This is a genomic window from Enterococcus sp. DIV1208 (genome assembly GCF_050530455.1).
Classification (GTDB): domain Bacteria; phylum Bacillota; class Bacilli; order Lactobacillales; family Enterococcaceae; genus Enterococcus_B; species Enterococcus_B hirae.
In genome coordinates this window covers 1,026,603-1,049,731 of sequence record NZ_CP172887.1, presented here as the reverse complement: position 1 = coordinate 1,049,731, position 23,129 = coordinate 1,026,603, and the positions used below count along the sequence as shown (strand labels likewise).

Here is a 23,129-nt window from a genome sequence, read left to right as displayed (position 1 = left end):
CCTTTTGGAACACTGCAAATAAAAGATGCGTTGTATATTTGTTTTATGCCTAGTAAAGAGCCCGGAACACCTTTGTCCCGGGCTCACTTCATGTTACTGAGCTGTTACTTCATCAATTAATTCTTTTTTTATTTGTTCATTTGCCTGAAGTGCTCTTTGAGCAATCGCTTCATAACGTGTTTTTTTGTCACGAATGCGCTCTGGTAATTCAGGGAACAAACCATAATTCGCATTCATTGGTTGGAAATGTTTTCCTTCAGCATGTGTAATATAATACGCCATACTCCCAATCGCTGTTTCTCGTGGAAACTCAATCGGCTCACTTTCTTTAGCTAAACGAGCAGCATTGATCCCTGCAAGCAAACCACTAGCTGCACTTTCAACATAACCTTCCACACCAGTCATTTGTCCTGCAAAGAACAAGTCTTCACGCTTCGTTGATTGATAAGTTGGTTTCAATAATTCTGGTGAATTCATAAAACTGTTGCGGTGCATTACACCATAACGGACAAATTCTGCGTTTTCTAAACCTGGGATCATACGGAAAACCCGTTTTTGTTCTCCCCATTTTAAGTGCGTTTGGAAACCAACGATGTTATACAATGAGGCAGCGGCATTGTCCTGACGTAACTGGATCACCGCATAAGGGCGTTTACCGGTTTTTGGATCTTCTAATCCAACTGGTTTCATTGGACCAAACAGCATTGTTTTAAAGCCACGCTGAGCCATCACTTCGATCGGCATACAGCCTTCAAAGTATTTTTCTTTTTCAAATGATTTAAGTTCGGCTACTTCAGCTGTTGTTAAAGCTTCGTGGAATGCTTTAAACTCTTCTTCAGTCATTGGACAGTTTAGATAAGCTGCTTCCCCTTTATCATAGCGTGATTTTAAATAGACTTTATCCATATCGATCGTTGCTTTGTCTACGATCGGTGCTGCTGCATCATAAAAATAGAATCCGTCAGAACCATTGAATGCTTTAATACTTTCAGCTAACGGGTGAGAGGTTAAGGGACCAGTAGCAATGATCGTGATCCCTTCTGGAATTTCAGTGATTTCTTCATTGATGACTGTTACTAGCGGGTGTTCTTTGACTTTACGTGTGATCGTCTCAGAAAAAGAATCCCGATCCACTGCTAAGGCACCGCCAGCTGGAACAGCTGTTTCATCAGCTGAAGTGATCACGACTGAATTTAACCGTCGCATTTCTTCTTTTAATAAACCTACTGCATTTGCTAAACTATTCCCTCTCAAGGAGTTGGAACAGACTAACTCTGCAAAATTACTTGTATGGTGTGCTTCTGTTGATTTCACTGGGCGCATCTCGTATAGACGAACAGGAACACCTGCTTGAGCGACTTGCCAAGCTGCTTCACTTCCAGCTAATCCTGCACCTATTACATTAACAGTTTTCAAATAAAGACCTCTTCTCATTTTATTTTTGAATGTCTTCTTCATAGTCGCCATTGATACATACGACTTGTTTTCCGCCTTTGACTTTCTTTTCAACTAAATACTGGTCACATTTCGGACAATTTCGTCCTACTGGTTTGTCCCAAGAAGTAAAGTCACAGTCTGGAAAACGTGAACACCCGTAAAAGATTCGGTTTTTCTTAGACTTGCGTTCAATCACCTGACCCTCATGACAAACTGGACAAGTCACACCGATCTCTTTAACAATTGGTTTCGTATTTCGACAATCAGGAAAATTACTACATGCATAAAATTTACCATACTTTCCTAATTTTATAACCATCGGATGCCCACAAATATCACAGTCAAATCCAGCCGGTTCATCTTTGATTTGAATTTTTTCGATTTTTTCTTCTGCATTGGTCAATTCTTTTTCAAATGGTTTGTAGAAACGATCCACCACTTCGATCCATGCTTCTTTTCCTTCTTCAATTTTATCCAAATCACCTTCCATTTCAGCGGTAAAATGGATATCGACGATTTGGGGGAAGAAATCACAAATCAAAGAATTGACGATTTCACCCAATTCAGTTGGTTCGAAGCGTTTTTGTGTCAATTTGACATAGTAACGTCGTTGGATCGTATCCAGCGTTGGCGCATAAGTGGAAGGACGTCCCACACCATTTTCTTCCAAAGCACGGATTAAAGTTGCTTCACTGAATCTTGCTGGCGGTTGTGTGAAATGTTGCTTCGGTTCAATGTCCACTGATTGAACAATGTCCCCTTGTGCTAGTTCTGGTAAGATATTTTCTTTATCTTCTTTCCCATCATCTCTGCCTTCAACATAGACTTGCATGAACCCTTTAAATTTAACTTTAGAGCCATTCGCAATAAAAAGTACGCCATTTTGTTCTAAGGTAACTTTCATGGTATCTAATATCGCTGGTGTCATTTGACTAGCAACAAATCGTGACCAGATAAGGGTGTAGAGTTTTAATTGGTCCTTGTCTAAATATTGTTTGATTTCCTCAGGAGTACGTAGGACACTTGTCGGGCGAACTGCTTCATGGGCGTCTTGCGCACCTTGCGCATTTTTGATTTTACGTTGTGCATGACTAGAAAATTCTTTCCCGTAAGTTTCTTCGATGAAGGTAGCCGCTTCTGCTTTCGCAGTCTCAGCGATCCGTGTTGAATCGGTACGCATATATGTGATCAAACCTACAGTCCCTTGCTTACCTAAGGAGATCCCTTCATATAATTGTTGCGCAACCATCATCGTTTTCCGTGTTCTAAAATTCAATTTTCTAGCAGCTTCTTGTTGTAGGCTACTCGTAGTAAATGGGTTTGCTGGATTTCGTTTCCGTTCTTTCTTTTCGACTTTTTGAACGGTGAAATCTGGTCCATCAATACGATCAGTAACTTCTTTTACGGATTGGGCATCAGGCAATTTCTTTTTCTTGCCATCAATTCCCCAAAAGTTTGCTTTAAATTTTTTACGTGTTTTTTTGAAATTACCGTCAATGCTCCAGTATTCTTCTGGAATGAAATCACGGATTTCTTTTTCACGATCAATGATAATTTTTAATGCAATAGACTGTACTCTTCCAGCACTTAATCCTTTTTTGACTTTGCGCCATAGGATTGGACTGATGGAGTAGCCCACCAAGCGGTCTAACGCCCGTCTTGCTTGTTGGGCATCCACTAAATCCACGTCGATCGTTCTTGGTTCCTTGAAAGCTGCTTTTACCGCTTCCTTAGTAATTTCGTTAAAAACCACACGATTTTTTTCTGATAAATCTAAACCTAGTAAATAGGCTAAATGCCAAGCAATTGCTTCCCCTTCTCTATCCGGGTCACTTGCAAGATAAACTTTTTGCGCTTTTTTTGCTGCTGATTTTAAACTTTTGATCACATCGCCTTTTCCGCGAATTGAAATATAATGGGGTTCATAGTTGTTTTCGACATCAATTCCCATTTTACTTTTAGGTAAATCACGTATATGACCGACACTGGCCATTACTTTATAATTACGACCAAGATATTTTTCAATGGTTTTGGCCTTTGCAGGTGATTCCACAATCACTAAATATTTATATGCCATTACTGAATGGACTCCTTTCCATTGACATGTTCCTACTATATTAAGCGGACTCATACAAATCGTAGCTTATCATATCCATTCAGAAAACGTTTGTCAAGAAAATCAAATGAGAAGTTCCTGTTATTCTTTCAACTCGAACAATAAATCTTCACCAGAAATCACACAAACAGCACCATCTTGAATTAGTTGATGGGAGCCAGTTGAGTATTGTGTCAAAATATTTCCAGGTACAGAAAAAACAGTTCGACCGATTTCTAACGCTTGTTGTGCTGTTATCAAAGAACCACTCTTTTGCTTTGCTTCAATGACACAAGTGCCTTGTGACAAAGCAGCAATGATTCGATTTCTCATGGGAAAGCGGTATTGTTTTGGTCCTTCGTATGGTGGATATTCACTAAGTAAAAGATGATTCTTTCCAATTTCTGCTTGAAGAAATTGGTTTTCCTTTGGGTAGGCTTTTTTAATTCCTGTACCGATTACCGCAATCGTCTTTCCAGTATTTTTAATCGCAGCCAAATGTGCGTATGTATCGATTCCTTTGGCACAGCCACTAACGATGACATAGTTAGCATCTATGACCGGAGTTAAAAGTTCATGTACAACTTTTTTTGCCAAGACCGAGGTTTTCCTGCCCCCAACCACACTGAGCATCTTTTGTTTTAGTAGAGAAAGATCACCAGAATAAAATAAAAGAATCGGTGGTGTCGCAAGATGAAAAAGTTGCGGGGGATAGCACGGGTCAAGACAAGTAATGAATGACTGAGCTGTTTTAAATTTCGCAAAATTTTGATTGATTTGCCGCCAACTTTCTTGAAATTTTTCTCGATGACGAACAATTTTTGCGATTTCAATGATTTCATAAGAAGACAACTCGCTTGTTTGAGCTTCCAATAAAGCCTGGACAACCGCCCATTTTCCTTGACTGCTAATTCCTTTCGCATAAGCTAATTTAAGTAAAAATCCTTCAATCTGATCCATGAACGAAAACCGCCTCTCGAAGTTACTTTTAAATAAAATACGCAAGAGACGGTCAAACATCTTAAGATAAATAATTTTTTATCGGTGCAAAAGAGCGTCGATGAATAGGGGTAATTCCTTGTGTTGCTAAGCCTTGTAGATGTTCTTTCGTTCCATAACCAGCATTATGGCCAAAACCATAACCTGGATATAGTTCATCATATTTTTTCATTAAATCATCACGATAAACTTTTGCAATGATACTTGCTGCCGCAATAGAAACTGAACGAGCATCTCCCTTGATCAATTTTTCTTGCTGGATTGGCAAATCCAGTGTCATGGCATCAATTAAGAGATAATTTGGACGTATCGCCAGCTTTTCTACAGCTTGAATCATTGCTAGTTTACTTGCCTCATAAATATTGACCTCATCAATCTTTTTTTCATCAATGATGCCGATACCGATAGCAAGTGCTTTTTGTTGGATTTGGTCATAAAGCAGTTCTCGTTTTTTTTCTGATAATTGTTTCGAGTCATTTAATCCAAGGATCGGTTCGTCTTTAGGTAGGATGACAGCGGCCGCTACTACTGGCCCTGCTAAAGGCCCACGCCCTACTTCATCAATCCCCGCAATCCATTCATATCCTTGTTCATATGCCTGCTTCTCAAATAATGACATTTCCAAATATTTTTCTTGGATCAATGCCGTTTTTTTTACTTGTTTCTCAAAGGATCGAAGCGCTTGTTGTACCCCTTTTCGCTGATCTTGCTTTAGTTCGGCAATGAAGGGATCAGTTAACGACGTCACTGTTTTTAATCGTTCCTTGATACTTTGGATCGATTCACTCATCGCTTGTTTTCCCCATTTCTTCACATCGATCTAACGTGTAGCGCCCAAGTTTTCCTTGACGGATATCGAAGACTACCACTTCACTACCACGATCATAATCATCTTTATAGCCACGCTTTGCAGTAATCGTCATCAATAATTCAGGTGCTAATTGTTGTTCTGCTTCTTCTGGCAACTGATAGCGCTCCGCAATTCTTCCTGGATAGTAACGAGCGAAAAAATCTAAGCCATAGATAGCGAGATCATCTAAATGAACTAACTGGTCTTTAATGGCTCCGGTTAGTGCTAGTTTTTTACCGATCTCTTCATCTTCAAATTTAGGCCATAAGATTCCTGGCGTATCTAATAACTCTAATTCGCTACCTAGGCGCAACCATTGTTGTCCTTTTGTCACACCAGGTTTATTACCTGTTTGCGCAATTTTTTTCCCAACTAAGCGGTTCATCAATGTTGACTTCCCGACATTTGGAATACCTAAAACCATGGCTCTGATTGCTCGTGGTTTGATCCCTCGAGCGGCATCACGTGCTCTTTTTTCTTTCAGTGCTTCTTTGGCTGCTGGAATCAACGCTTTGATCCCTTTACTCTCTTGAGCGGTAATCGCTAATGCTTGATGACCTTGTTGTTGAAAATACGTTTGCCATAACTTCGTTTGTTGGGGGTCTGCTAGATCAGCTTTATTTAATAATACCAACCTTGGCTTTTGTTGGATGATCTGATCAAGCATTGGATTACGTGAAGACAAAGGTAATCGTGCATCGACTAATTCAAAGACGATATCGACATATTTCATTTTCTCAGAAACTTCACGACGGGCTTTTGCCATGTGCCCTGGAAACCATTGGATCGTCATAGAATAAATTCATTCCTTTCATATAAGGATTTCAAACCTTATTCTTACATTATCATATTTAACCTTAGTAAATCTATGCATACAAGTCTACTACCATCAAGTAAGTTGATTAGGCTCATTTTCCTTATATTATTCAAAACAATTATTGGGTAGACTCTTTCAAAAGCAGCTCTGCAACTATCCATACTACCATGAACCTAAGATCAGCGATTATTTTTATGCATTTATCCTGACTTTACAATTTTTTAAAGTGGATACCGCTTTTTATTCATCAGTGGTTCGGCAGAATAATCCTTCTATCATGATACTAAATCTCAACGCCTTAGGGTATTTTTCTTTATCAAACATATTTTGTACTTTTATTACTATTAATAAAAAGAAAATACATCATTATAAATAACAAAAAGGCGCCTGTTCCGTATTTTATCATATTTCCCTACTAATCGCACTCTCATTTTGGCATTTTCCGTTCTCTGGGTTCTTAATTCCTCCATGCTACAAATTGGTGAGATAACACATCCTTTAAGACTTCTTCGTGATCCATTACTCAATATAATTTTAGATATTTTTTCACTTTATTATCGATTCTGAATTTTGGAATCATCAACTATCGATTATCCTTTTTCAGTTAAAAATGAGTGGAAAACTTCCAACTTGCTTTCTAACGTTTAATCGATTGAGTTATTTATTTTTTTATTTAACGCTCTTGCTTGCTTTTTGCTCTCATTTTTTGCGTATAGATAAAAAGCAATGGTGTGTAAGATCAAATTTAAAATAAGATAAATTGCCAAAAGATTAATTGGTGAAATTGCCAAAGGCAGTTTGAATGAAAGCAAATTGAAAATCGCTAAACCCGCAACTGTATTTCCAACAGTCGCAATCAAAATATTACTGACTGGTTTCAGCGTAAGATGATTCCAAAGCACATCATACATCACACCAAAGACTAATGCACAAACTAGACTAACACCCATTACGTGCCAAAGAAAATAAACATGGATCATCTGTCCTTTCGCAAAGAAGCTTGTTATTATAAATATCAACCAGATGCTGCTTAACGAGAACGTTTGAAAAAAATTATGTTTTATCTGTTTACTCATACCCACATCTCCTTAAATTTTTTTACATAGTGACGATTCACAATAAATTTAGAACCATTTTTCATTTCAATTTCAACCCGTGCATTATCCGTAGAACGAAAAGCTTTAATAAAAGATCGATTAACCAGCGTACTAATGTTGATCCGCACAAATCCGTAACTTGTAAATTGCTTCTCAACTATTTTTAACCGTACAGCTAATAGATACCTCTCATTTGATGTAAAAACGACATGACACATCTGTTCTTTTGACTCGATTGAGGAGACATCACTTAATAGCCTGGAAACTTTCTTATTTGTTTTTGCATCAATTACTACGATTGTTTGCTCCGTAGTCAGAATAGCTTCTTTTATTCTCCCCCACGTTTTTTCGCAAGAAGAATGGGTAGTTACCTTCACTGTATCCTGTGCAATGTGATTATCAATTCCAAATTTTATTCTCAAATTTTCTCCTCCTTGCTTTGATACTCTCAGTTTAAGCCGTACGCATACCATATTCAATTCCTTTCCATGAGGTTGCACTTTTTCGCAAGAAGATTGCAAGAGATAGGAAACATTTCAATACTTCCTCCCTATTCAGGTGTACCCTGCTTCTTCAAATGAAGAATGTTCCTGTCTTTAATGATGAACGACATTCGATTGGGTTTAATCGTTTTTTCTAGTATTCTGCCGATAAATATATTTAATGAACGTTTATAAAACTGTAAAGAAGAATTCTTTCAGCACGCATCTTTTGACAACGTTTACATTTTGATAGATGATAGGATAAAAGAAAGGAGAGGTACAAATGAACAGTATGGTTTTTGTTAATTTCCCCGTTGAAGATGTAGACAAGTCTGTTGCTTTTTATGAAAAATTGGGCTTTAAGAAAAATGAAGAATTTTCAACTGACGAAGCAAGCGCTGTGGTTTGGGACGACACATTTTGGATCATGTTACTCTCTCACGGTTTTTACAAAAAATTCTTAAAAGACAAAGAAATCGCAGATAATAAAAAAACAAGTGGCGCCTTGATTTCTTTTAGTGTAGCAAATGCGGATGAAGTTAAAAAGTTTGCGAATACGGCGAAAGAAAATGGCGGAAGCTATCATGAAGTCGATATGGGCATGTCTGAAGAAGAAATGTTTTCACTTGAAGTCCAAGATTTAGATGGAAATATATTAGAGCCTGTCTGGATGAAAATGTAAATTTTTTAAAGCCCTCCATTAGAAAAACAGATGGAAGGCTTTTTTAGATAAATTATCTTGGTCTCCTATGCACTTATTTTGGCTTGTTTGACTAAAATAGTAGTGCTAGTAGATCTTCGTTATTAAAATGAAAGATATAATCTGAAACAGTCATATCATTTAATGCGTTTTTTATTTCTTCATAAATAAATTTTTGACCAAGTAATTGTTGTTCAAGAATACTTACATCTTTTTGTCCAAAAAAATCACCATAAAAACGAATCTCATTGATTCTCCCATGCAGTGTCGACAAACGGACGTCCACAATTCCAACTTTGGGGAGCCTGATTCTGCGTTTCACCGAAAACCTTGGTGTTTCACCATAGACCCAATCATCATTAGCATAACGATTCTGGACGATTTGTTCAATGTTTTGTTCATCTTTCTTCGTCAAATCTACCCTTTTATCTTCAATTTCTTGCAGATCATCGACCTGATAGACTTCACAAATCAGTGCATCTCTAAAGTCAGCGGTTTTTTCAAATTGATATTTTTCTTTTAAAAATGGTTTCAGATTCGTCACACTTTTTTTTACTGATTTCGTTGCTTTAGACTCAATTTTCTCTTTGGAAACCGTCAAAATTTTATCAAGAACGGACAAATCAACATCATACATTAATGTACCATGTGAGTATAACCGATTTTTTTTCGTATACATGGCATTACCAGAAAATTTCATTCCTTCGATATACATATCATTACGTCCACCAACTTCTGCTTTGGTTGCGCCCATTTTTCTTAATGCTGTGATAATAGGCGAGGTAATGGATTCATATTCACCAAATTTCATTGCATTTTTGCTGGTCACAAAGCTAAAGCTTAGATTTCCTAAGTCATCATATACAGCTCCTCCACCTGAGGTTCGCCGAGTGAGTGTCACGTTTTTTTCCCTTAAATACTTGAGATCGATTTCTTCATAACTATTTTGGTTTCGTCCAATAATCACACAAGGTTTTTGAATATATAATAAAAACAAAGGTTCATCACTGTCAAAATTGTTCATAAGATATTCCTCTGTTGCTAGATTTCTCCGAATATCTAAACTTTCCATGATATGATAGCGCACTTTTATCCCTTCTTACTTTTTCTCCTATCATCTCTTTTAGAACATAAAATGGCAAGAAATTAGTTCATTTTATATCTTAATTGTACTATTTTAATCAAGTAAAAAAGCGACCTCCAAAAGTTAGAACAGAAAATCTAACTTTTGGAGGTCGCTTCCCTCTTCACTCTAAAACAAATTAGCGGTGGCATTAGCGCCTTGAAATCATCCTGAATGATCTCTTTTCTTTACCCAATCCATTTTATCTCGTTCAAAGGATAGTAAACAAAGCGAGCCTTACCCAATATTTCGCTTCCTGTAATCATACCAAAGGAGCGACTGTCTTTCGAAACACGTCGATTGTCCCCTAAAACAAAGTAACTGTCGGCTGGCAGCTTTGTCTTATTCGTTAATTCTTCCAGAGTAAAGTCCGTTGTATAAGGACTACTTTCATTATCTGACTTTCTATTTTTCGTTAGAAAAGGTTCTTCGACCACTTTTCCATTCACTTTCAGCTGATCATTCTCATAGCTAATTGTCTCTCCTGGCAACCCGATCACTCGTTTGATATAAATCGTTCCATCAGCCAATTGAAAAACAACTACGTCAAACCGTCTGATTTCAGAAAATTTTTCCATTACAACCATGTCACCTTGTTTCAAGACGTTTTCCATCGAATTACCTTCCACTGGCACTGGAATAAGAAGAAATCCTCTTAAAATAAAAGCGATCAAGATGGAGCAAAGTACATATTTGATTATAAGCCAAAAACGGTCGATATAGCGTTGTTTTTTTGTCAATATCCATCATTCCACTCTCAAGGTTATCGTTCTTTCTCTATTATAGAAAAAAAAACCAAAAAATGCGACTAGATGTTTTCTCTTTGATCTTTTCTAAAAAATGAAGAAAACAAACGCAGAATCAATGGCTGTTTTCTAAATATTTTTCCCACACCTCATCAAATATATCCATAGATGACAAATAATCCACATTCAATTCTAGATAATCGGAAATTTCTTCATAACTCGTACTATGTTTAGGAAACTGGATATCTTTTCCTGCTTCTGTGGCGAAAACAGACTGTTGATCTGCTTGTTTACCGCCACGAAGAGTCATTAAATAATGATAGAAGCTTTGATTCACATTCTTTCCTCCCAGTTTTCTTTGACGAAAGCCGCTCTTCTTGCATGGTTTCGCTCAAAATTTTCAGGATTTTTTTTATAATAATCTTGATGCTCTGGCTCAGCCAAATAAAATGGTTGTGCTTTTTCAATCGTGGTCACGATCGGTTTTGTAAACCGACCACTAGCCGCTAATCGATTTTTACTTTCTTCCGCGATTCTCTTCTGTTCATTTGTCGTAAAGTAAATAACCGGCCGATAATTCTCGCCACGATCTTCAAATTGTCCAAATGCATCCGTTGGATCGGTTTGCTGCCAATAAATTTCCACTAATTCTTGATATGATATTTTCTCTGGATCATAGATGATCTCTACCGCTTCTGTATGACCAGTCGTTTTAGATTTGACTTGTTCATAGGTTGGAGATGGCACATGTCCACCTGTATAGCCAGACATGATCGTATGAATCCCTGGTAGCGTATCAAAGGGCTGAATCATACACCAAAAGCATCCTCCAGCAAAAATTGCTCTTTCCATCCTTCTCTCTCCCGTCGATGACCCACTGTTTACTTCGTTACACTCGTGTCGGTGGTATCAGTATTCTTTGTCGTTTTATTGCTCGTTGTCTTTTCCCCAGTTTCTTTAGGTAGATATAGACTAAAACGAATGTCATCATTCACTAAATCAATTTTATCTGCTTTGATGTACATACCATTTTGCATACGGAAGCGATCTAAACGTAGCATGATCGTCAAATCATCCGTATTGATTTCAATCCAATCAGGCAACTTATAATTTCGCTTGATCATATTCATGATATCTTTGATCGGTAAACTCAATGTGCCGATCGAAAGACTTTTCGCTTTTAATTGGACATTTCCATTTTCCATCACATATGGATCAAAGTACAGATAAAAGTTGATTGGAAATCCTAATACTTCAAACGTACCATTCAACATCGCTTCATTTTCAAGATAAAATTTATATTGAATACCTTGGTCTTTTTGATAATCTGTCAAGAAAAAACTGATCATTTGATTGACCTTTTCTTTATTGGTGTTGATGGTCAAGACTGGATCTCCTTGTCTTTGGGTGATCGCTGGTACCTTAGCAAAATCCGGTTCTCGATTCGCAAAAATCCGAGTGCCTAAAAAGATGCTTGATCCAAGAACAACCCCTAAAAGGATCAAAAAAGCCCATTTCCAATAATTTTTCTTTTGAATTTCAGTATTCGTTTGTGTCGAAACCTTTTTTGAGCGTTTTTCCATTATTTCTGATCCTCCCTTGGCAACCATTGGTCTTGCGTTTCAATTAATTCATCTCGTACAGCATTTGCCATCAATTGATAGCCTAAGTTATTAGGATGAAAATGATCTTCTTCATACAATACATTATTTTTGCTATTTGACGTACTTTCGCTAGTACTTGACTGATTCGTTCCTTCTTCAGTTACGCCAACTTTTTGGTTTAACCCTTGATATAGCAAATCATTGATTGGGATAAAATAGCAGTTGTCCGCATTTTTGACAACAGACTCAGTCCCAGCATTCCAGTTGTTCACAATCGTCTGCATGTCTTTAATCTCAGGGAAATTCAAATAGAATGGATTATAAATACCTAAGATGTAAACCGGTGCGTGACCATTTAACTTCCTAATTTCTTCTATCAGTTGTTCAACATTTTTCTGATACTTTTGTAATGGTCGCTTAAATGATTGGATACTGATCCCAAATAGATCGTTTTGAATCACTTTCATTAAGTCATTTCCGCCCACTGTCAAAGTGATAAAGTCAGCTGATTTAATGTTTGTTTGAATCTCTGAATTTTTCTTGAGCCGTTTTAAAATTTGATCGCTCCGTTCACCGTTTACCCCATAGTTTTCAATTTCAACAGCAGTCAGATCATAGCGATCTTTTAAATCGTTGGCTACTAATGGAACAAAACCACCTTGTTTCGTTTGATCTCCTATTCCTTCAGTTAACGAATCGCCGATAGCTACATAATGGATTTTTTCTTTTTGATCCGTCTTTTGACTAACTGTCGCTGCTGGTTTTAATAGCGGTTTAGCTTTTGGAATCGATAAAGATAGTCCTAAATATACAAATATAGCGATAAGTAATGGGAACAAAACGAGCAATAGTTGTCGTTTTGTTAATTTCATATCATTCACCTCATATTATTCGATTGTTTCTTATGTTACCAAAAATTAAAATAAAAAGGTAGTGTTTCTGAAAAAAATAAGAATTATTATAAAGAAAAAAAGGATAAAATCAATGGCTAACTGACCAATGATTTATCCTCTTGATTTAGTCAACGTAATACATGATTGCAAAGGCGTTTTTCCCCGTATGTGTTGCAATAACTGGATTCGTGTGTAGAACAGGAATCGTCATATCAGGAAATAATTCTTGTAGTCCTTCTTTAAATTCTTGAGCAAGCTCTTGAGCATCTGCATGAGAGATCCCAATTTGACGAACATTTGGTAGCTCTTTTAATTCTTTCTTCAAATTATTGAACCATTTGTCAAAGGTTTTCTTTCCTCGACCCTTAGCAACTGGGATCAACTCTCCATGAGTGAAATTCATCACAGCACGTATGTTCAATACACTTGACAATAAACCAGTTGCTCGGCTAATGCGCCCACCTTTGACTAAGTTATCTAATGTAGAGATCCCAATATATAATTTTGTATTTTCTTGTACTTTTTTGATTTCTTCAAGAATCTCATCAGCACTTTTTCCTGCTTGTGCAAGTTCAGCAGCGCGGATTACTTGGAAGGACAGCCCCTGATCGGTTGTATCACTATCGATGACAGTCACTTTCGTTTTAGTCAGATTGCTTGCCTGACGGGCCGCTTCAACCGTTCCACTCAATCCTTTAGTCATATGGATCGAGATAACTTCACTGCCATCTTCGCCAAGTTGATCATAGGTTGAAATAAATTCACCGATTGGCGGTTGACTCGTTTTTGGTAATGATTTAGCTTGAGCCATCATATCCATGAATTTTTCTCCACCTAATTGATCGTCATCAGGATAGACCACGCCATCGATCATGATAGCTAGTGGCATCACCTGGATATTTAAGTTATCTCGCACACTTTTTTCCATTGTACAAGAAGAATCTGTTACGATTTTTACATTTGTCATACTATCTCACTCTTCCTTTAACAAGATGCCTTTTGGTTTACAACAAGTACTAATAAAGGCAATTTCTTTTTTAAGTATAACAGACAACAGACGTTTTTTCATTAAATACCTCTACGAACGATTCCGTTTTCATCCAAAGATGTGGTATTGATCCTTTCAACTTTATTAAAAAAGATATTTCCCAAAATGTGCTAAACAAGCTTTCAGGAAATACCTTTTTTCATTGGTTATTTATTTTCTTTTTCGTTGATATGTTTCAAATTGATGGGCATAAGGATTTTTTTCGTCCATCTCCCCTTGGCTGATATTGATTAATGACCATTGATCCCAATCAACTTCTGGAAAATAAGTATCCCCTATAAAAGAATGATGGATGACTGTACGATACAGCACCGAACAAAAAGGAAGAAATTCTTTATAAATAGCTGATCCTCCCGCAACGAACAAAATGCCATCGTTTTCCTTTGCATAGTCCAATACTTCTTCAATCTCGTGCATAACCATGACATTGTCAGCTTGGTAATCACGATCTCTTGTCATCACGATTGTTTGACGGTTAGGCAACGGACGACTTCCCATACCTTCAAATGTTTTTCTTCCCATAACTAAAGTGTTTGCTTCAGTCATTTGTTTAAAAAACTTCAGATCATTGGGTAATCGCCAAGGCAGTTGGTCTTCTTTACCGATCAACCCATTTTCATCTTGTGCCCAGATAGCAGCTAACATTTCATCATCCTTTCTGTGTTCATACTGCGATTGGCGCTTTGATTGCTGGATGAGGTTCATAGCCTTCAACCTTGATATCATCCATTTCAAAGTCAAACACAGATTTTTTTTCTGTATTTAAAACTAATTTAGGAAACGCACGCATTTCTCTTGAAAGTTGTTCTTTCATTTGTTCCACATGATTTGAATAGAGATGAGCATCACCTAAAGTATGGATAAATTCACCAACTTCTAATCCAGTTTCATGCGCAATCAGATGGGTTAACAAAGCATAACTGGCAATATTGAAAGGCACACCTAGAAATACATCACCACTCCGTTGATACAATTGACAACTTAAACGACCATCATGAACATAAAATTGAAACATCGTGTGGCAAGGCGGTAACGCCATACTAGGAACATCTTCTGGATTCCAAGCAGACACGATCAAACGTCTTGAATCAGGTGTTTTTTTGATTGCTTCGACCACTTCCTTGATTTGATCGATAAACCCACCATCTTTCGTTTTCCAATGGCGCCACTGGTACCCATAGATGTGACCTAAATCGCCATATTTTTCAGCAAATGCGTCATCAGTTAAAATTCTTTCACAAAATAGCTGACTTTGTTCTTGATATTGTTTATTAAACTCAGGATCAGAGATGCTTCGATGGCCAAAATCAGTCATATCTGGCCCATGGTATTCATCACTTTTGATATATCGTTCAAATGCCCATTCATCCCAGATATGATTGTTATTTTGTAAAAGATAACGGATATTCGTATCCCCTTTTAAAAACCATAACAATTCACTCTTAATCAACCCAAAAGGAACCCGTTTCGTTGTTAATAATGGAAATCCTTTTTGTAGGTCGAACCGCATTTGATAGCCAAAAATGCTGCGTGTACCGGTGCCTGTTCGGTCGCCTTTTTCATGTCCTTCTTCTAGTAGTTTCCTGCCTAAATCAAGATATGCTTGCTCCATTTTATTCCTCCTAGTCTTCTACCCATTCGCTTAAGTATTCCCAACGAGCCATTTTCTCATCTAATTTGCTTTCTGCTTGTGAAACGTTTGCTTGTAATTCTTGTAAACGAGTAAAGTTATCTCCTTGATGATTCATTTCTTCTTGTAGCTCTGAAATCTGTTCTTCTAATTCAGCAATTTCATCTTCGATCGTTTCCCATTCTTTTTGCTCCAAATAAGAAAGTTTCTTTTTTGTTTCCTTTTTACCGTCAGCAGCCGGCTTCGTTGGTTCATTCATTTTTTCTTTACCTAAAGGCGCTACATCTTTTTGTGTCAATAAATAACTCGACATATCCCCATAATATAATTTTTGCTTAGCATTTCCTTGAAAAACTAATAATTTTTCTGCTACTTTGTCTAAGAAATAACGGTCATGTGATACAGTAATCACGGCACCTGGGAAACTCTTGAAATAATCTTCTAAAATGGTCAGTGTGGCGATATCTAAATCATTCGTTGGTTCATCCAAGAGTAAAACATTAGGTTGTTGGATCAGCAATTTCAATAGATATAGTCGACGTTTTTCGCCACCAGATAATTTTTTGATCAATGTACCATGCATAAATCGAGGAAATAAAAATCTTTCCAATAATTCAGCCACACCAATTTGCATACCTTCTGCCGTTTGAGCTTCTTCAGCTGCTTCTTGCAAATAAGCAATCATGCGTTTTTCGGGATTCATCTCTTCATTTTCTTGTGTATAGTAGGCGATACGAACAGTCTCACCAACCGTAAACGTACCATTATCTAAAGGAATACGTCCCGCTAAAATATTCAGTAAGGTTGATTTACCGGCACCATTTTTCCCAGTGATCCCTAAACGTTCTCGTGATTGAATCAACAAATCTAAATGGTTGATCAGCAATTTCCCTTCAATAGCATATGTTCCATCTTTGATCTCTAATACTTTTTTTCCTAAACGTTTCGTTGCGATATTCAATTCGAGGTCTGCTTCATGATTGACTTGATACAAGTTTTCTTTAAGATCCTCAAAACGATTGATGCGTGCTTGTTGCTTCGTTCCGCGTGCTTGAACTCCAGCTCTCATCCAGGCTAATTCTTGTTTGTACAGGCGCTTTCGTTTTTCTTCTTGTTCCACTTCCACACGATCTCTTTCAGCTTTTTCTAAAATATAAGCTTCATAATTCCCTCGATACTCGTGTAGTTGTCCAAATGATAGTTCAAAAATGCGATTCGTCACTCGATCCAAGAAATAACGATCATGGGTGACCATTAATAACGATCCACGATACTGTTTTAAGTAATTTTCTAACCATTCAATCGCTTCATAATCCAAGTGGTTCGTGGGTTCATCTAATAATAATAAATCAGGCTCATCGATTAGGACTTGTGCTAAACTTACACGTTTTTTTTGTCCACCTGATAGTGCGCCAATCTTTTTATCTAATTCACTGATGCCTAATTTTTGTAAGATAATCTTAGCATTTGTATCTGTGGTCCAAGCATCTTCTTTGTTCATTTGTTCTTCTGCCTTGGCATAACGTCTCTGAACGCTCTCGTCCTCGCCATTCTCAGCTAATACAAGCAAAGCTTCCTCATATTCTCTCACGGTACGGATTAATGGACTATTTCCTTGAAAAACCGCTTGAAGTACAGTCAATTCATCAGAAAATTCGGTTGTCTGTGACAAATATCCAATTCGATAATCATTCGGATAAAAAACTGTTGGTCGATCTCCATCCCCACTGTCGATACCTGCTAAAATATTTAATAAACTTGTTTTTCCAGTTCCATTAGTTCCAATCAAACCGATTCGGTCTTTTTCGTGGATCAAAAAAGAAATCTGGTTAAATAGTTCTTTTTCACCATACGTTTTATTGAGGTCAGTTACTTTTAATTCTTTCAATCCATTCCCTCCTCATCTTGGTTATTGTATCATAAAATAATTTAATTACGGATATTTTTCTATTGTCATCTTAGACAAAATAAAGGGAGAAAATAAGATAGTGTTGATTTTTTCATTAGAGTGGGATAATAGTTAGAAAAAATCTGATTATTGCCTCATTTTTTTAAGGTACACAAAAAGCACACAACCTTGTATGATTAAAGTGCCTAAACAAAAATCAAAGGAGTGTGCTTTTTTTGTATCTATAAAATAAAAAAAATTTTATGTTTTGACTATCTATAACGTTCCTATTATAAAAAATAATTAGAAAGATGTTAATTATTCGATTATAGCTACTGCTCTAACCCAACCAGCACTAGCATTTTTAATTTTTATCGGATAACAACTGATTTTAAACCCCGTGGAAGGTAATTGATCAAGACTGGTTAATTTTTCAAGCTGACAATAAGATTTCTCGATTCCTGCAAAATGCCCTTCCCAAATAAGTGAAGGGTCTCCGGTCTTATCAAATTCTTTTGCAATGAATGGTAAAGGTCTGTCCCATGACCAAGCATCGGTACCTACCACTTTTATTCCTTGTTCGAGTAGCCATAAAGTTGCTTCTCTTCCTACACCGCACCCACTGATTAAGTAATTTGATGTTCCCCAATATTGATCCGCTCCAGTCCGAATTAAAACAATGTCCTTTTCTTTTAATCGATAGTCCATCGCATCTAAAGCTTCTTTAAAATCCTCGATTTCTAATCGATATCCGTCTGGTTTGTTTGAAAAATCAAATACAACACCATTACCGTAACACCAATCAAGAGGAATTTGCTCAATTGTCCAAGCTGGCTTACCTTTATCCATTGTTGGATGGTAGTGATAAGGAGCATCTAAATGAGTACCTGAATGCGTAGTCAAGTGAATTTTTTCGATCGCCCATGCTAAACCAGCAGGCAAGTGTTCTTTTTTTGCTGTTCCAAAGAAACGAAGCATATCGTTGACGCTTTGTTCATGATCAATATATGAAATTTTAGGTATCATTTCCTCTGGATCACTGGGCAAATCATTTTCTATAGTGATACTTAAGTCAACTAATTTCAATGTCTAACAACTCCTTGAATGATTATCTAAGTTTTAATATTAACTAAAAAAATTTTTCTATTTTACTTTTTTTTGATGATTTTTGAATTTATTTTTTATAGTGATAGTCTGATGGACAATCAATGAATTATGTCATTAAATTAAGAATAGACGTTATGAACGATGCTTTTATTAGTTTATAACGATTAGAAAGGTGAAGAAAATCTTGAAAAATAACTGTCATTTATCCTATTGATTTTATAATGTGGAAGTCCAACATAGTATACTTTACTTGATTTTTTGAGACTAGAAGAAATATCTTCTTTACATTAATAGAAAAATATATTACAATTTTTTTCGAATATCGGAGGATCCTAAGGGATTGGATAAGATTACTCTTATCCAATCCCTTTTTTGTTTTCTGATATCTAATTTTTCTTAAGGAGGTACGAAATGGAGAAGAACTGGTTTTACGTTATCTTCGGAGGTTTTTTAGAAATTTTTTGGGTACTTTGTTTAAAAAAATCAGAGAATTTCCATCATTTTTTCTATTCCATTTTGACGATTTTGCTCGTTGTTATTAGCTTTTATTTATTTGCTAAAGGTATGGAAAGCTTACCTACTGGAGCAGCATATACAGTGTTTACTGGAATAGGTGCAGTTGGAACAATCATTTTTGGTATTTTATTTCTAAATGAAAGTGTATCTGTGCAAAAAATATTGTTTTCTGCATTATTAGTTATAGGAATTTTGGGTCTAAAAATCACAACAAAGGAGGAATAATCTGTGGATATACTTTATCTTATACTAGCAGGAATAGCAGAGATCATAATGGTCTTTTCTCTTAAAAATTCACACGGATTTAAAAAAATAAATTGGAGCATTATAACTATTATTTCTGCAGCCTCTAGTTTACTCCTTTTATCGCATTCAATGAATACATTAGAAGCTGGGCTTAGCTATAGTATTTGGGTAGTTTTTGGTTCCATTGGTTCAATGATCCTTGGAGTATTTTTATTTAAAGAAAAAATGAACTGGCTGCAATTTGCTTCCATGATTATTATTTTATTTTCTGTGATTGGGCTAAAACTAGTTAGCTAATTAAATTGAAGAATCTATTGTCATTTGTGAGATTGGGACAAAACTTGTCTCAGTCTCTTCTACTATCACTAAAGCTGTTTTGCTAATTGAAAGCCATTTTCTTTTAAATACGCTTCAAATGCTTCTTATGTGATTTGAGTTTCATTCGGATCAAGCTTGGCACAAAACTCTCCGTTTTAAGCGATTATCTGGGCTTTTCCTTCAAAGTAAGGTTTTTCTTGACTTTCCTGATCTTTTCTTGCAATTGGTAAATCATAGATGTTGTTGGGGTTTGGACTCTACCTAAGGACAAACTTACTGGTATGCCTTTTTGCTGCAAGAGTAAACTATACCATGGGTTATCATTCATACCATCAATGAATCAACGTGAAATAACAAAAAATCTGAGACAGAATGAGGTTCATTCTGACCCAGATTTGATCACGCTGAGCACTTACTCAACTTTTTTAGCCGGAAGCGAACGTTTTCTTGCCCGCAATGCGAATTTAAATGAAAAATCATCAACTGGCTTATTCATAGTATAAGATTCCAGTAAATTAATATTTTTCCGATAACTATTAGCAGAAAAAGTTGTGATTTTCTCAGCTTCTTCATACTCATCAACGATTTTGCGCTCTAAGTAATAGCCACGTAACATTTTTTTAGAATAAAGACTGTCTTGTTGGATCATCCAAGAGGAGATCAAATTTCCTGAAGCCATTTTGATGCCTTCCATTTTTCGTTGTTGGATGAAAAAGTTGACCATTGTTTCATCATAAACATCGGTTAGGTTTTCTAAACTCTCAATGATCAATTGTGTGTTTTTTTGATAGGTTTCCCGAATTTCTTGAATATCTTTTTCAGAAATCAGTGTCTTTCGATCTGATTTTTGTCGTTGCCAGAACATTTTGGGATGTAAGATGATCCGAATCAACCGTCGAACAAAAATAAACCAGAAGCCGACAAACGACAGTACCTGACTAGTAATAGAGTGTTCAAAATTAGCAAGAAATCGTGAATAAAAACGATAGCCATTTGAGGAAAGCTTATCAGAACGATAACTTTTATCTAACCCATCACGTTCGATGGATAAAATCAATGCTTGAATTTCTTGTACTTCTTGCTTTTCATCATCAGAAAGATCTTTTAAATAAAGATCACGGATACGCTCTTGATAGTTTTCGATCACTGCTTCAGTTGCTAAATATTCTTTTGAATCTTTATCTAACGTTTTGATTTCAGATTTCAATACTTCAATGACTTCTTCTAGGATCATTAAAGCATTCAAATCTGTTTTCACTACCTCTTCCGTTTCTGTCAACAGGGGTAAAACCACGATGCCTACGATCAGCGTTACCAAAATAACTCCTGCCGTCAAAAATAATAATAAAGAGCGCTGATAAAAAATCATTTGGTTAATCGTAAAAGGTAAGATGAAAATCGTTGCTAAACTAACCGTTCCTTTCACACCACCAAAAGTTAAAATCAAAATCTCATTCAATTGTTCCTTGAATTCTTTTCCTTTATATTTAAATAAATAAAAAAGACTGATCGAAACAAAGCGAATCATAAATAAGATCATTGAGATCAACAAAATCGTGATTAACAGCAACCAATTTGAATAAAGCCCATCTCCCCAAACTGGAGAAAATACTTGGGTTAATTCGATTCCTAAAAAGATAAAAACTAACGCATTCAGCGTAAATGTGATTGTTGTCCATGTACTATCGGACAAACTTGATAACTCCGCATCAAACACCGAGATTTTTCTAAATCCCGAAGCTTGCAATACCCCAGCTACTACTGCGGCAATAATCCCTGAAACATCAAATACTTCTGCTAAAACATACGCTAAAAACGGTAATAGCAATTCAATTAACAAGTAACCTGTCACATCTCTGGCAGAAGCCTTCTCAATCAGATTAATTACTTTTCGTTTGACCCAGACAAGTAAAAAGCCAACGACGGCTCCTCCTATACTAGAAAACACAAGTGTAAATCCTGCGTTGACTGCAGAAAAAGAGCCCGTGATCAATGCAGCTAATGCAAATTGAAAGGCGGTAACACCTGAAGCATCATTCAATAATCCTTCGCCTTCTAAAATATGCATCGCTTTATTTGGGATATTCACCCGTCCAGAGAGCGAGCTGACAGCGACAGCATCGGTTGGTCCAAGAGCCGCTCCAAAAGCAAAACAAGCAGCTAATGGCACGCTGGGTAATAAAAACGACAGCGTGAAACCAACCCCGACTAATGTCAGGATTACCCCTCCAAAAGCCAGAAATAAAATCGTATCAAAGTTTTTCAGGATCGAGGATACATCGGCTTTTTCTCCTTCACGAAAAAGCAACGGCGCAATGATCATCACTAGAAAGAGTTCTGGTTCAAAGTTGATCGATTGGCCCCATTCTGTTAAGCCTAAGATGATACCAAGAAATATTTGGATCAGTGGAGCTGGGATCATAGGTAAAATGCGGCTAGCTATATTAGATAAGGTGATCGTTACAGCAAATACGATCACTAACTCAGCAAATTCCATGGTCCGTCCCCTTTATTTTTTATTTTGAGCGAGTACCTTTAGAAATTGTTCTTTTTTCTTCAATATTTTGTTTTCTACCACTTCTGCTTGTACATTGTTTCCTTCTAATTCACACTGTACTCGCTTTGATTCTAAACGTAGCAAATCATGTTTCAATCGCTCAAGCTGACGGTACATGATGATATTTTTCTTCCGCAGCTTACAAAGGATTTGCCGACGATCTTCCATTGAAAACGCACCATAACGATCATGCAACAGTTTCTTTTGTTCTTCAAAGCTCTTCCTCATTTTTAAGATCTCCTAAATGCAAACTTGATCTTCATGAAACACTGAACGTTAAAAGGAAAAGGATTCTCCTTCATTAGACAAGTTCAGCTGGATTCGAAGAATAAGTTTGCTTGAATTTCAGAAACTCATTCTATTCCAAATGGAAGAAAATATCAAGTGCGGAAAACACACCAAAAAAGGAGCTGGGAAACCATTTCCGCTCCTTTCTCAGCTATCCATTAAACTTTGGTTTTATTCAAAAAACTCGCCATAGATATCTTCAACACGTTGATCCGGATTGATCACGATGTATAAATTACCTGTTTTTTCACTGATTTTAGTTGATTGGTATTGATTATCCAATCCTTCTGTTCCTTTATCAAGATAAGGGAAATAAACTAGGTCAGGTGTACCATTGCGATAAAGAATCTCCATCCGTTCAATATCTTCATATTTTAATGCACGGTTGAACATGCCCATCTCTAATCCACCTAAGTTGATGTCGTGAGTTGCTACGGAATCACCTTCGTGAAAAATTTCGATCTTAAATCCAGCACAAGGATGGATTTCCATAAATTCACTACCATTGATTCGTCCAAAACTCGTTGTTATTTGTTTGATCCACAAATCACCAATATGGCGACGATTGATCGTCCACGTTTCGCCGTTTCGGAAATAAAATTTTAGCGCTGTCATTTCTTTACTCATAAAAAAATCCCCTTTTGACGTCATTTATTCTGGTTCCCTTTTAGTTTAGCACACATCCCAC

Annotated in this window: 24 protein-coding genes and 1 pseudogene; 3 read left to right on the top strand and 22 right to left on the bottom strand. The window is 36.6% G+C overall.

Features of this window, described 5'->3' with window-relative positions; translation table 11 throughout:
- Positions 1 to 93: 93 nt before the first annotated feature.
- The 7 genes from trmFO to IGK91_RS04850 form a co-directional block, all read right to left on the bottom strand.
- Entirely contained in the window at positions 94 to 1,467 is a 1,374-nt protein-coding gene (trmFO, locus tag IGK91_RS04880; protein WP_051092533.1) for an FADH(2)-oxidizing methylenetetrahydrofolate--tRNA-(uracil(54)-C(5))-methyltransferase TrmFO, read from the bottom strand.
- On the bottom strand, positions 1,436 to 3,514 hold the full coding sequence (gene topA / locus IGK91_RS04875; protein ID WP_010719464.1) for a type I DNA topoisomerase: 2,079 nt from the start codon (positions 3,512 to 3,514) through the stop codon (positions 1,436 to 1,438). Before topA ends, trmFO begins: the two co-directional genes overlap by 32 nt.
- Positions 3,515 to 3,634: 120 nt before the next feature.
- Positions 3,635 to 4,492 carry a DNA-processing protein DprA gene (gene dprA, locus IGK91_RS04870; protein WP_010737379.1) on the bottom strand — a complete coding sequence of 286 codons (858 nt, stop codon included), beginning with the start codon at positions 4,490 to 4,492 and terminating at the stop codon, positions 3,635 to 3,637.
- 61 nt (positions 4,493 to 4,553) lie between these two features.
- Entirely contained in the window at positions 4,554 to 5,321 is a 768-nt protein-coding gene (locus IGK91_RS04865; protein WP_010737378.1) for a ribonuclease HII, read from the bottom strand.
- Positions 5,314 to 6,174 (bottom strand): ribosome biogenesis GTPase YlqF, encoded by an 861-nt coding sequence (gene ylqF, locus IGK91_RS04860; RefSeq protein ID WP_010719467.1) that lies wholly within the window; start codon positions 6,172 to 6,174, stop codon positions 5,314 to 5,316. The genes IGK91_RS04865 and ylqF overlap by 8 nt, the downstream gene beginning before the upstream one ends.
- A gap of 668 nt (positions 6,175 to 6,842) precedes the next feature.
- Positions 6,843 to 7,274, bottom strand: a complete 432-nt coding sequence (locus IGK91_RS04855) for a hypothetical protein (protein ID WP_010737376.1) — start codon at positions 7,272 to 7,274, stop codon at positions 6,843 to 6,845.
- On the bottom strand, positions 7,271 to 7,717 hold the full coding sequence (locus IGK91_RS04850; RefSeq protein ID WP_034700296.1) for a LytTR family DNA-binding domain-containing protein: 447 nt from the start codon (positions 7,715 to 7,717) through the stop codon (positions 7,271 to 7,273). Before IGK91_RS04850 ends, IGK91_RS04855 begins: the two co-directional genes overlap by 4 nt.
- Before the next feature lie 343 nt (positions 7,718 to 8,060).
- Between IGK91_RS04850 and IGK91_RS04845 the strand changes: the two genes are divergently transcribed.
- Positions 8,061 to 8,459 carry a VOC family protein gene (locus IGK91_RS04845; RefSeq protein WP_081129379.1) on the top strand — a complete coding sequence of 133 codons (399 nt, stop codon included), beginning with the start codon at positions 8,061 to 8,063 and terminating at the stop codon, positions 8,457 to 8,459.
- 91 nt (positions 8,460 to 8,550) lie between these two features.
- On the opposite strand, the gene IGK91_RS04840 is transcribed toward IGK91_RS04845, so the two are convergent.
- From IGK91_RS04840 to IGK91_RS04790, 11 genes are all read right to left on the bottom strand, one after another.
- Positions 8,551 to 9,564, bottom strand: a complete 1,014-nt coding sequence (locus IGK91_RS04840) for a lipoate--protein ligase (protein WP_010737373.1) — start codon at positions 9,562 to 9,564, stop codon at positions 8,551 to 8,553.
- Between the two features lie 224 nt (positions 9,565 to 9,788).
- Entirely contained in the window at positions 9,789 to 10,340 is a 552-nt protein-coding gene (gene lepB / locus IGK91_RS04835) for a signal peptidase I (protein ID WP_325810257.1), read from the bottom strand.
- A gap of 121 nt (positions 10,341 to 10,461) precedes the next feature.
- Entirely contained in the window at positions 10,462 to 10,683 is a 222-nt protein-coding gene (locus IGK91_RS04830) for a YozE family protein (RefSeq protein WP_010719473.1), read from the bottom strand.
- Positions 10,680 to 11,198 carry a peptide-methionine (S)-S-oxide reductase MsrA gene (gene msrA, locus IGK91_RS04825; protein WP_010737371.1) on the bottom strand — a complete coding sequence of 173 codons (519 nt, stop codon included), beginning with the start codon at positions 11,196 to 11,198 and terminating at the stop codon, positions 10,680 to 10,682. The genes IGK91_RS04830 and msrA overlap by 4 nt, the downstream gene beginning before the upstream one ends.
- A gap of 29 nt (positions 11,199 to 11,227) precedes the next feature.
- Positions 11,228 to 11,929: a YpmS family protein gene (locus tag IGK91_RS04820; RefSeq protein WP_010737370.1), complete on the bottom strand. Its 702-nt coding sequence runs from the start codon at positions 11,927 to 11,929 to the stop codon at positions 11,228 to 11,230.
- Positions 11,929 to 12,822 (bottom strand): SGNH/GDSL hydrolase family protein, encoded by an 894-nt coding sequence (locus IGK91_RS04815; RefSeq protein WP_010719544.1) that lies wholly within the window; start codon positions 12,820 to 12,822, stop codon positions 11,929 to 11,931. The genes IGK91_RS04820 and IGK91_RS04815 overlap by 1 nt, the downstream gene beginning before the upstream one ends.
- 145 nt (positions 12,823 to 12,967) lie before the next feature.
- Positions 12,968 to 13,810, bottom strand: coding sequence for a DegV family protein (locus tag IGK91_RS04810; RefSeq protein WP_010719545.1), 843 nt, complete (start codon positions 13,808 to 13,810; stop codon positions 12,968 to 12,970).
- Positions 13,811 to 14,041: 231 nt separating this feature from the next.
- On the bottom strand, positions 14,042 to 14,536 hold the full coding sequence (locus tag IGK91_RS04805; RefSeq protein WP_010737369.1) for a dihydrofolate reductase: 495 nt from the start codon (positions 14,534 to 14,536) through the stop codon (positions 14,042 to 14,044).
- 19 nt (positions 14,537 to 14,555) lie between these two features.
- On the bottom strand, positions 14,556 to 15,503 hold the full coding sequence (locus tag IGK91_RS04800) for a thymidylate synthase (RefSeq protein ID WP_081122868.1): 948 nt from the start codon (positions 15,501 to 15,503) through the stop codon (positions 14,556 to 14,558).
- A gap of 10 nt (positions 15,504 to 15,513) precedes the next feature.
- Positions 15,514 to 17,409 (bottom strand): ABC-F family ATP-binding cassette domain-containing protein, encoded by a 1,896-nt coding sequence (locus tag IGK91_RS04795; protein ID WP_010737367.1) that lies wholly within the window; start codon positions 17,407 to 17,409, stop codon positions 15,514 to 15,516.
- 318 nt (positions 17,410 to 17,727) lie between these two features.
- Positions 17,728 to 18,495, bottom strand: a complete 768-nt coding sequence (locus tag IGK91_RS04790) for a cyclase family protein (protein WP_010737366.1) — start codon at positions 18,493 to 18,495, stop codon at positions 17,728 to 17,730.
- Positions 18,496 to 18,927: 432 nt separating this feature from the next.
- On the opposite strand from IGK91_RS04790, the gene IGK91_RS04785 reads away from it, so the two are divergent.
- Together IGK91_RS04785 and IGK91_RS04780 are read left to right on the top strand one after the other, a co-directional pair.
- Entirely contained in the window at positions 18,928 to 19,257 is a 330-nt protein-coding gene (locus IGK91_RS04785) for a DMT family transporter (RefSeq protein ID WP_010737365.1), read from the top strand.
- A gap of 3 nt (positions 19,258 to 19,260) precedes the next feature.
- Positions 19,261 to 19,575 carry a DMT family transporter gene (locus IGK91_RS04780; RefSeq protein WP_181934235.1) on the top strand — a complete coding sequence of 105 codons (315 nt, stop codon included), beginning with the start codon at positions 19,261 to 19,263 and terminating at the stop codon, positions 19,573 to 19,575.
- A gap of 128 nt (positions 19,576 to 19,703) precedes the next feature.
- On the opposite strand, the pseudogene IGK91_RS04775 reads toward IGK91_RS04780, so the two are convergent.
- From IGK91_RS04775 to IGK91_RS04760, 4 genes and pseudogenes are all read right to left on the bottom strand, one after another.
- Positions 19,704 to 19,927, bottom strand: a pseudogene (locus IGK91_RS04775) (type IA DNA topoisomerase); the annotation flags it as partial.
- Between the two features lie 81 nt (positions 19,928 to 20,008).
- A complete protein-coding gene (locus tag IGK91_RS04770; protein WP_081115051.1) occupies positions 20,009 to 22,093 on the bottom strand; it encodes a cation:proton antiporter in 2,085 nt (694 codons plus the stop codon).
- Positions 22,094 to 22,105: 12 nt separating this feature from the next.
- The gene (locus tag IGK91_RS04765) at positions 22,106 to 22,381 is read right to left on the bottom strand and encodes a hypothetical protein (protein WP_010719553.1); all 276 of its coding nucleotides are present in this window, start codon (positions 22,379 to 22,381) and stop codon (positions 22,106 to 22,108) included.
- A gap of 231 nt (positions 22,382 to 22,612) precedes the next feature.
- A complete protein-coding gene (locus tag IGK91_RS04760) occupies positions 22,613 to 23,068 on the bottom strand; it encodes a hypothetical protein (RefSeq protein WP_010751262.1) in 456 nt (151 codons plus the stop codon).
- Positions 23,069 to 23,129: the final 61 nt, after the last annotated feature.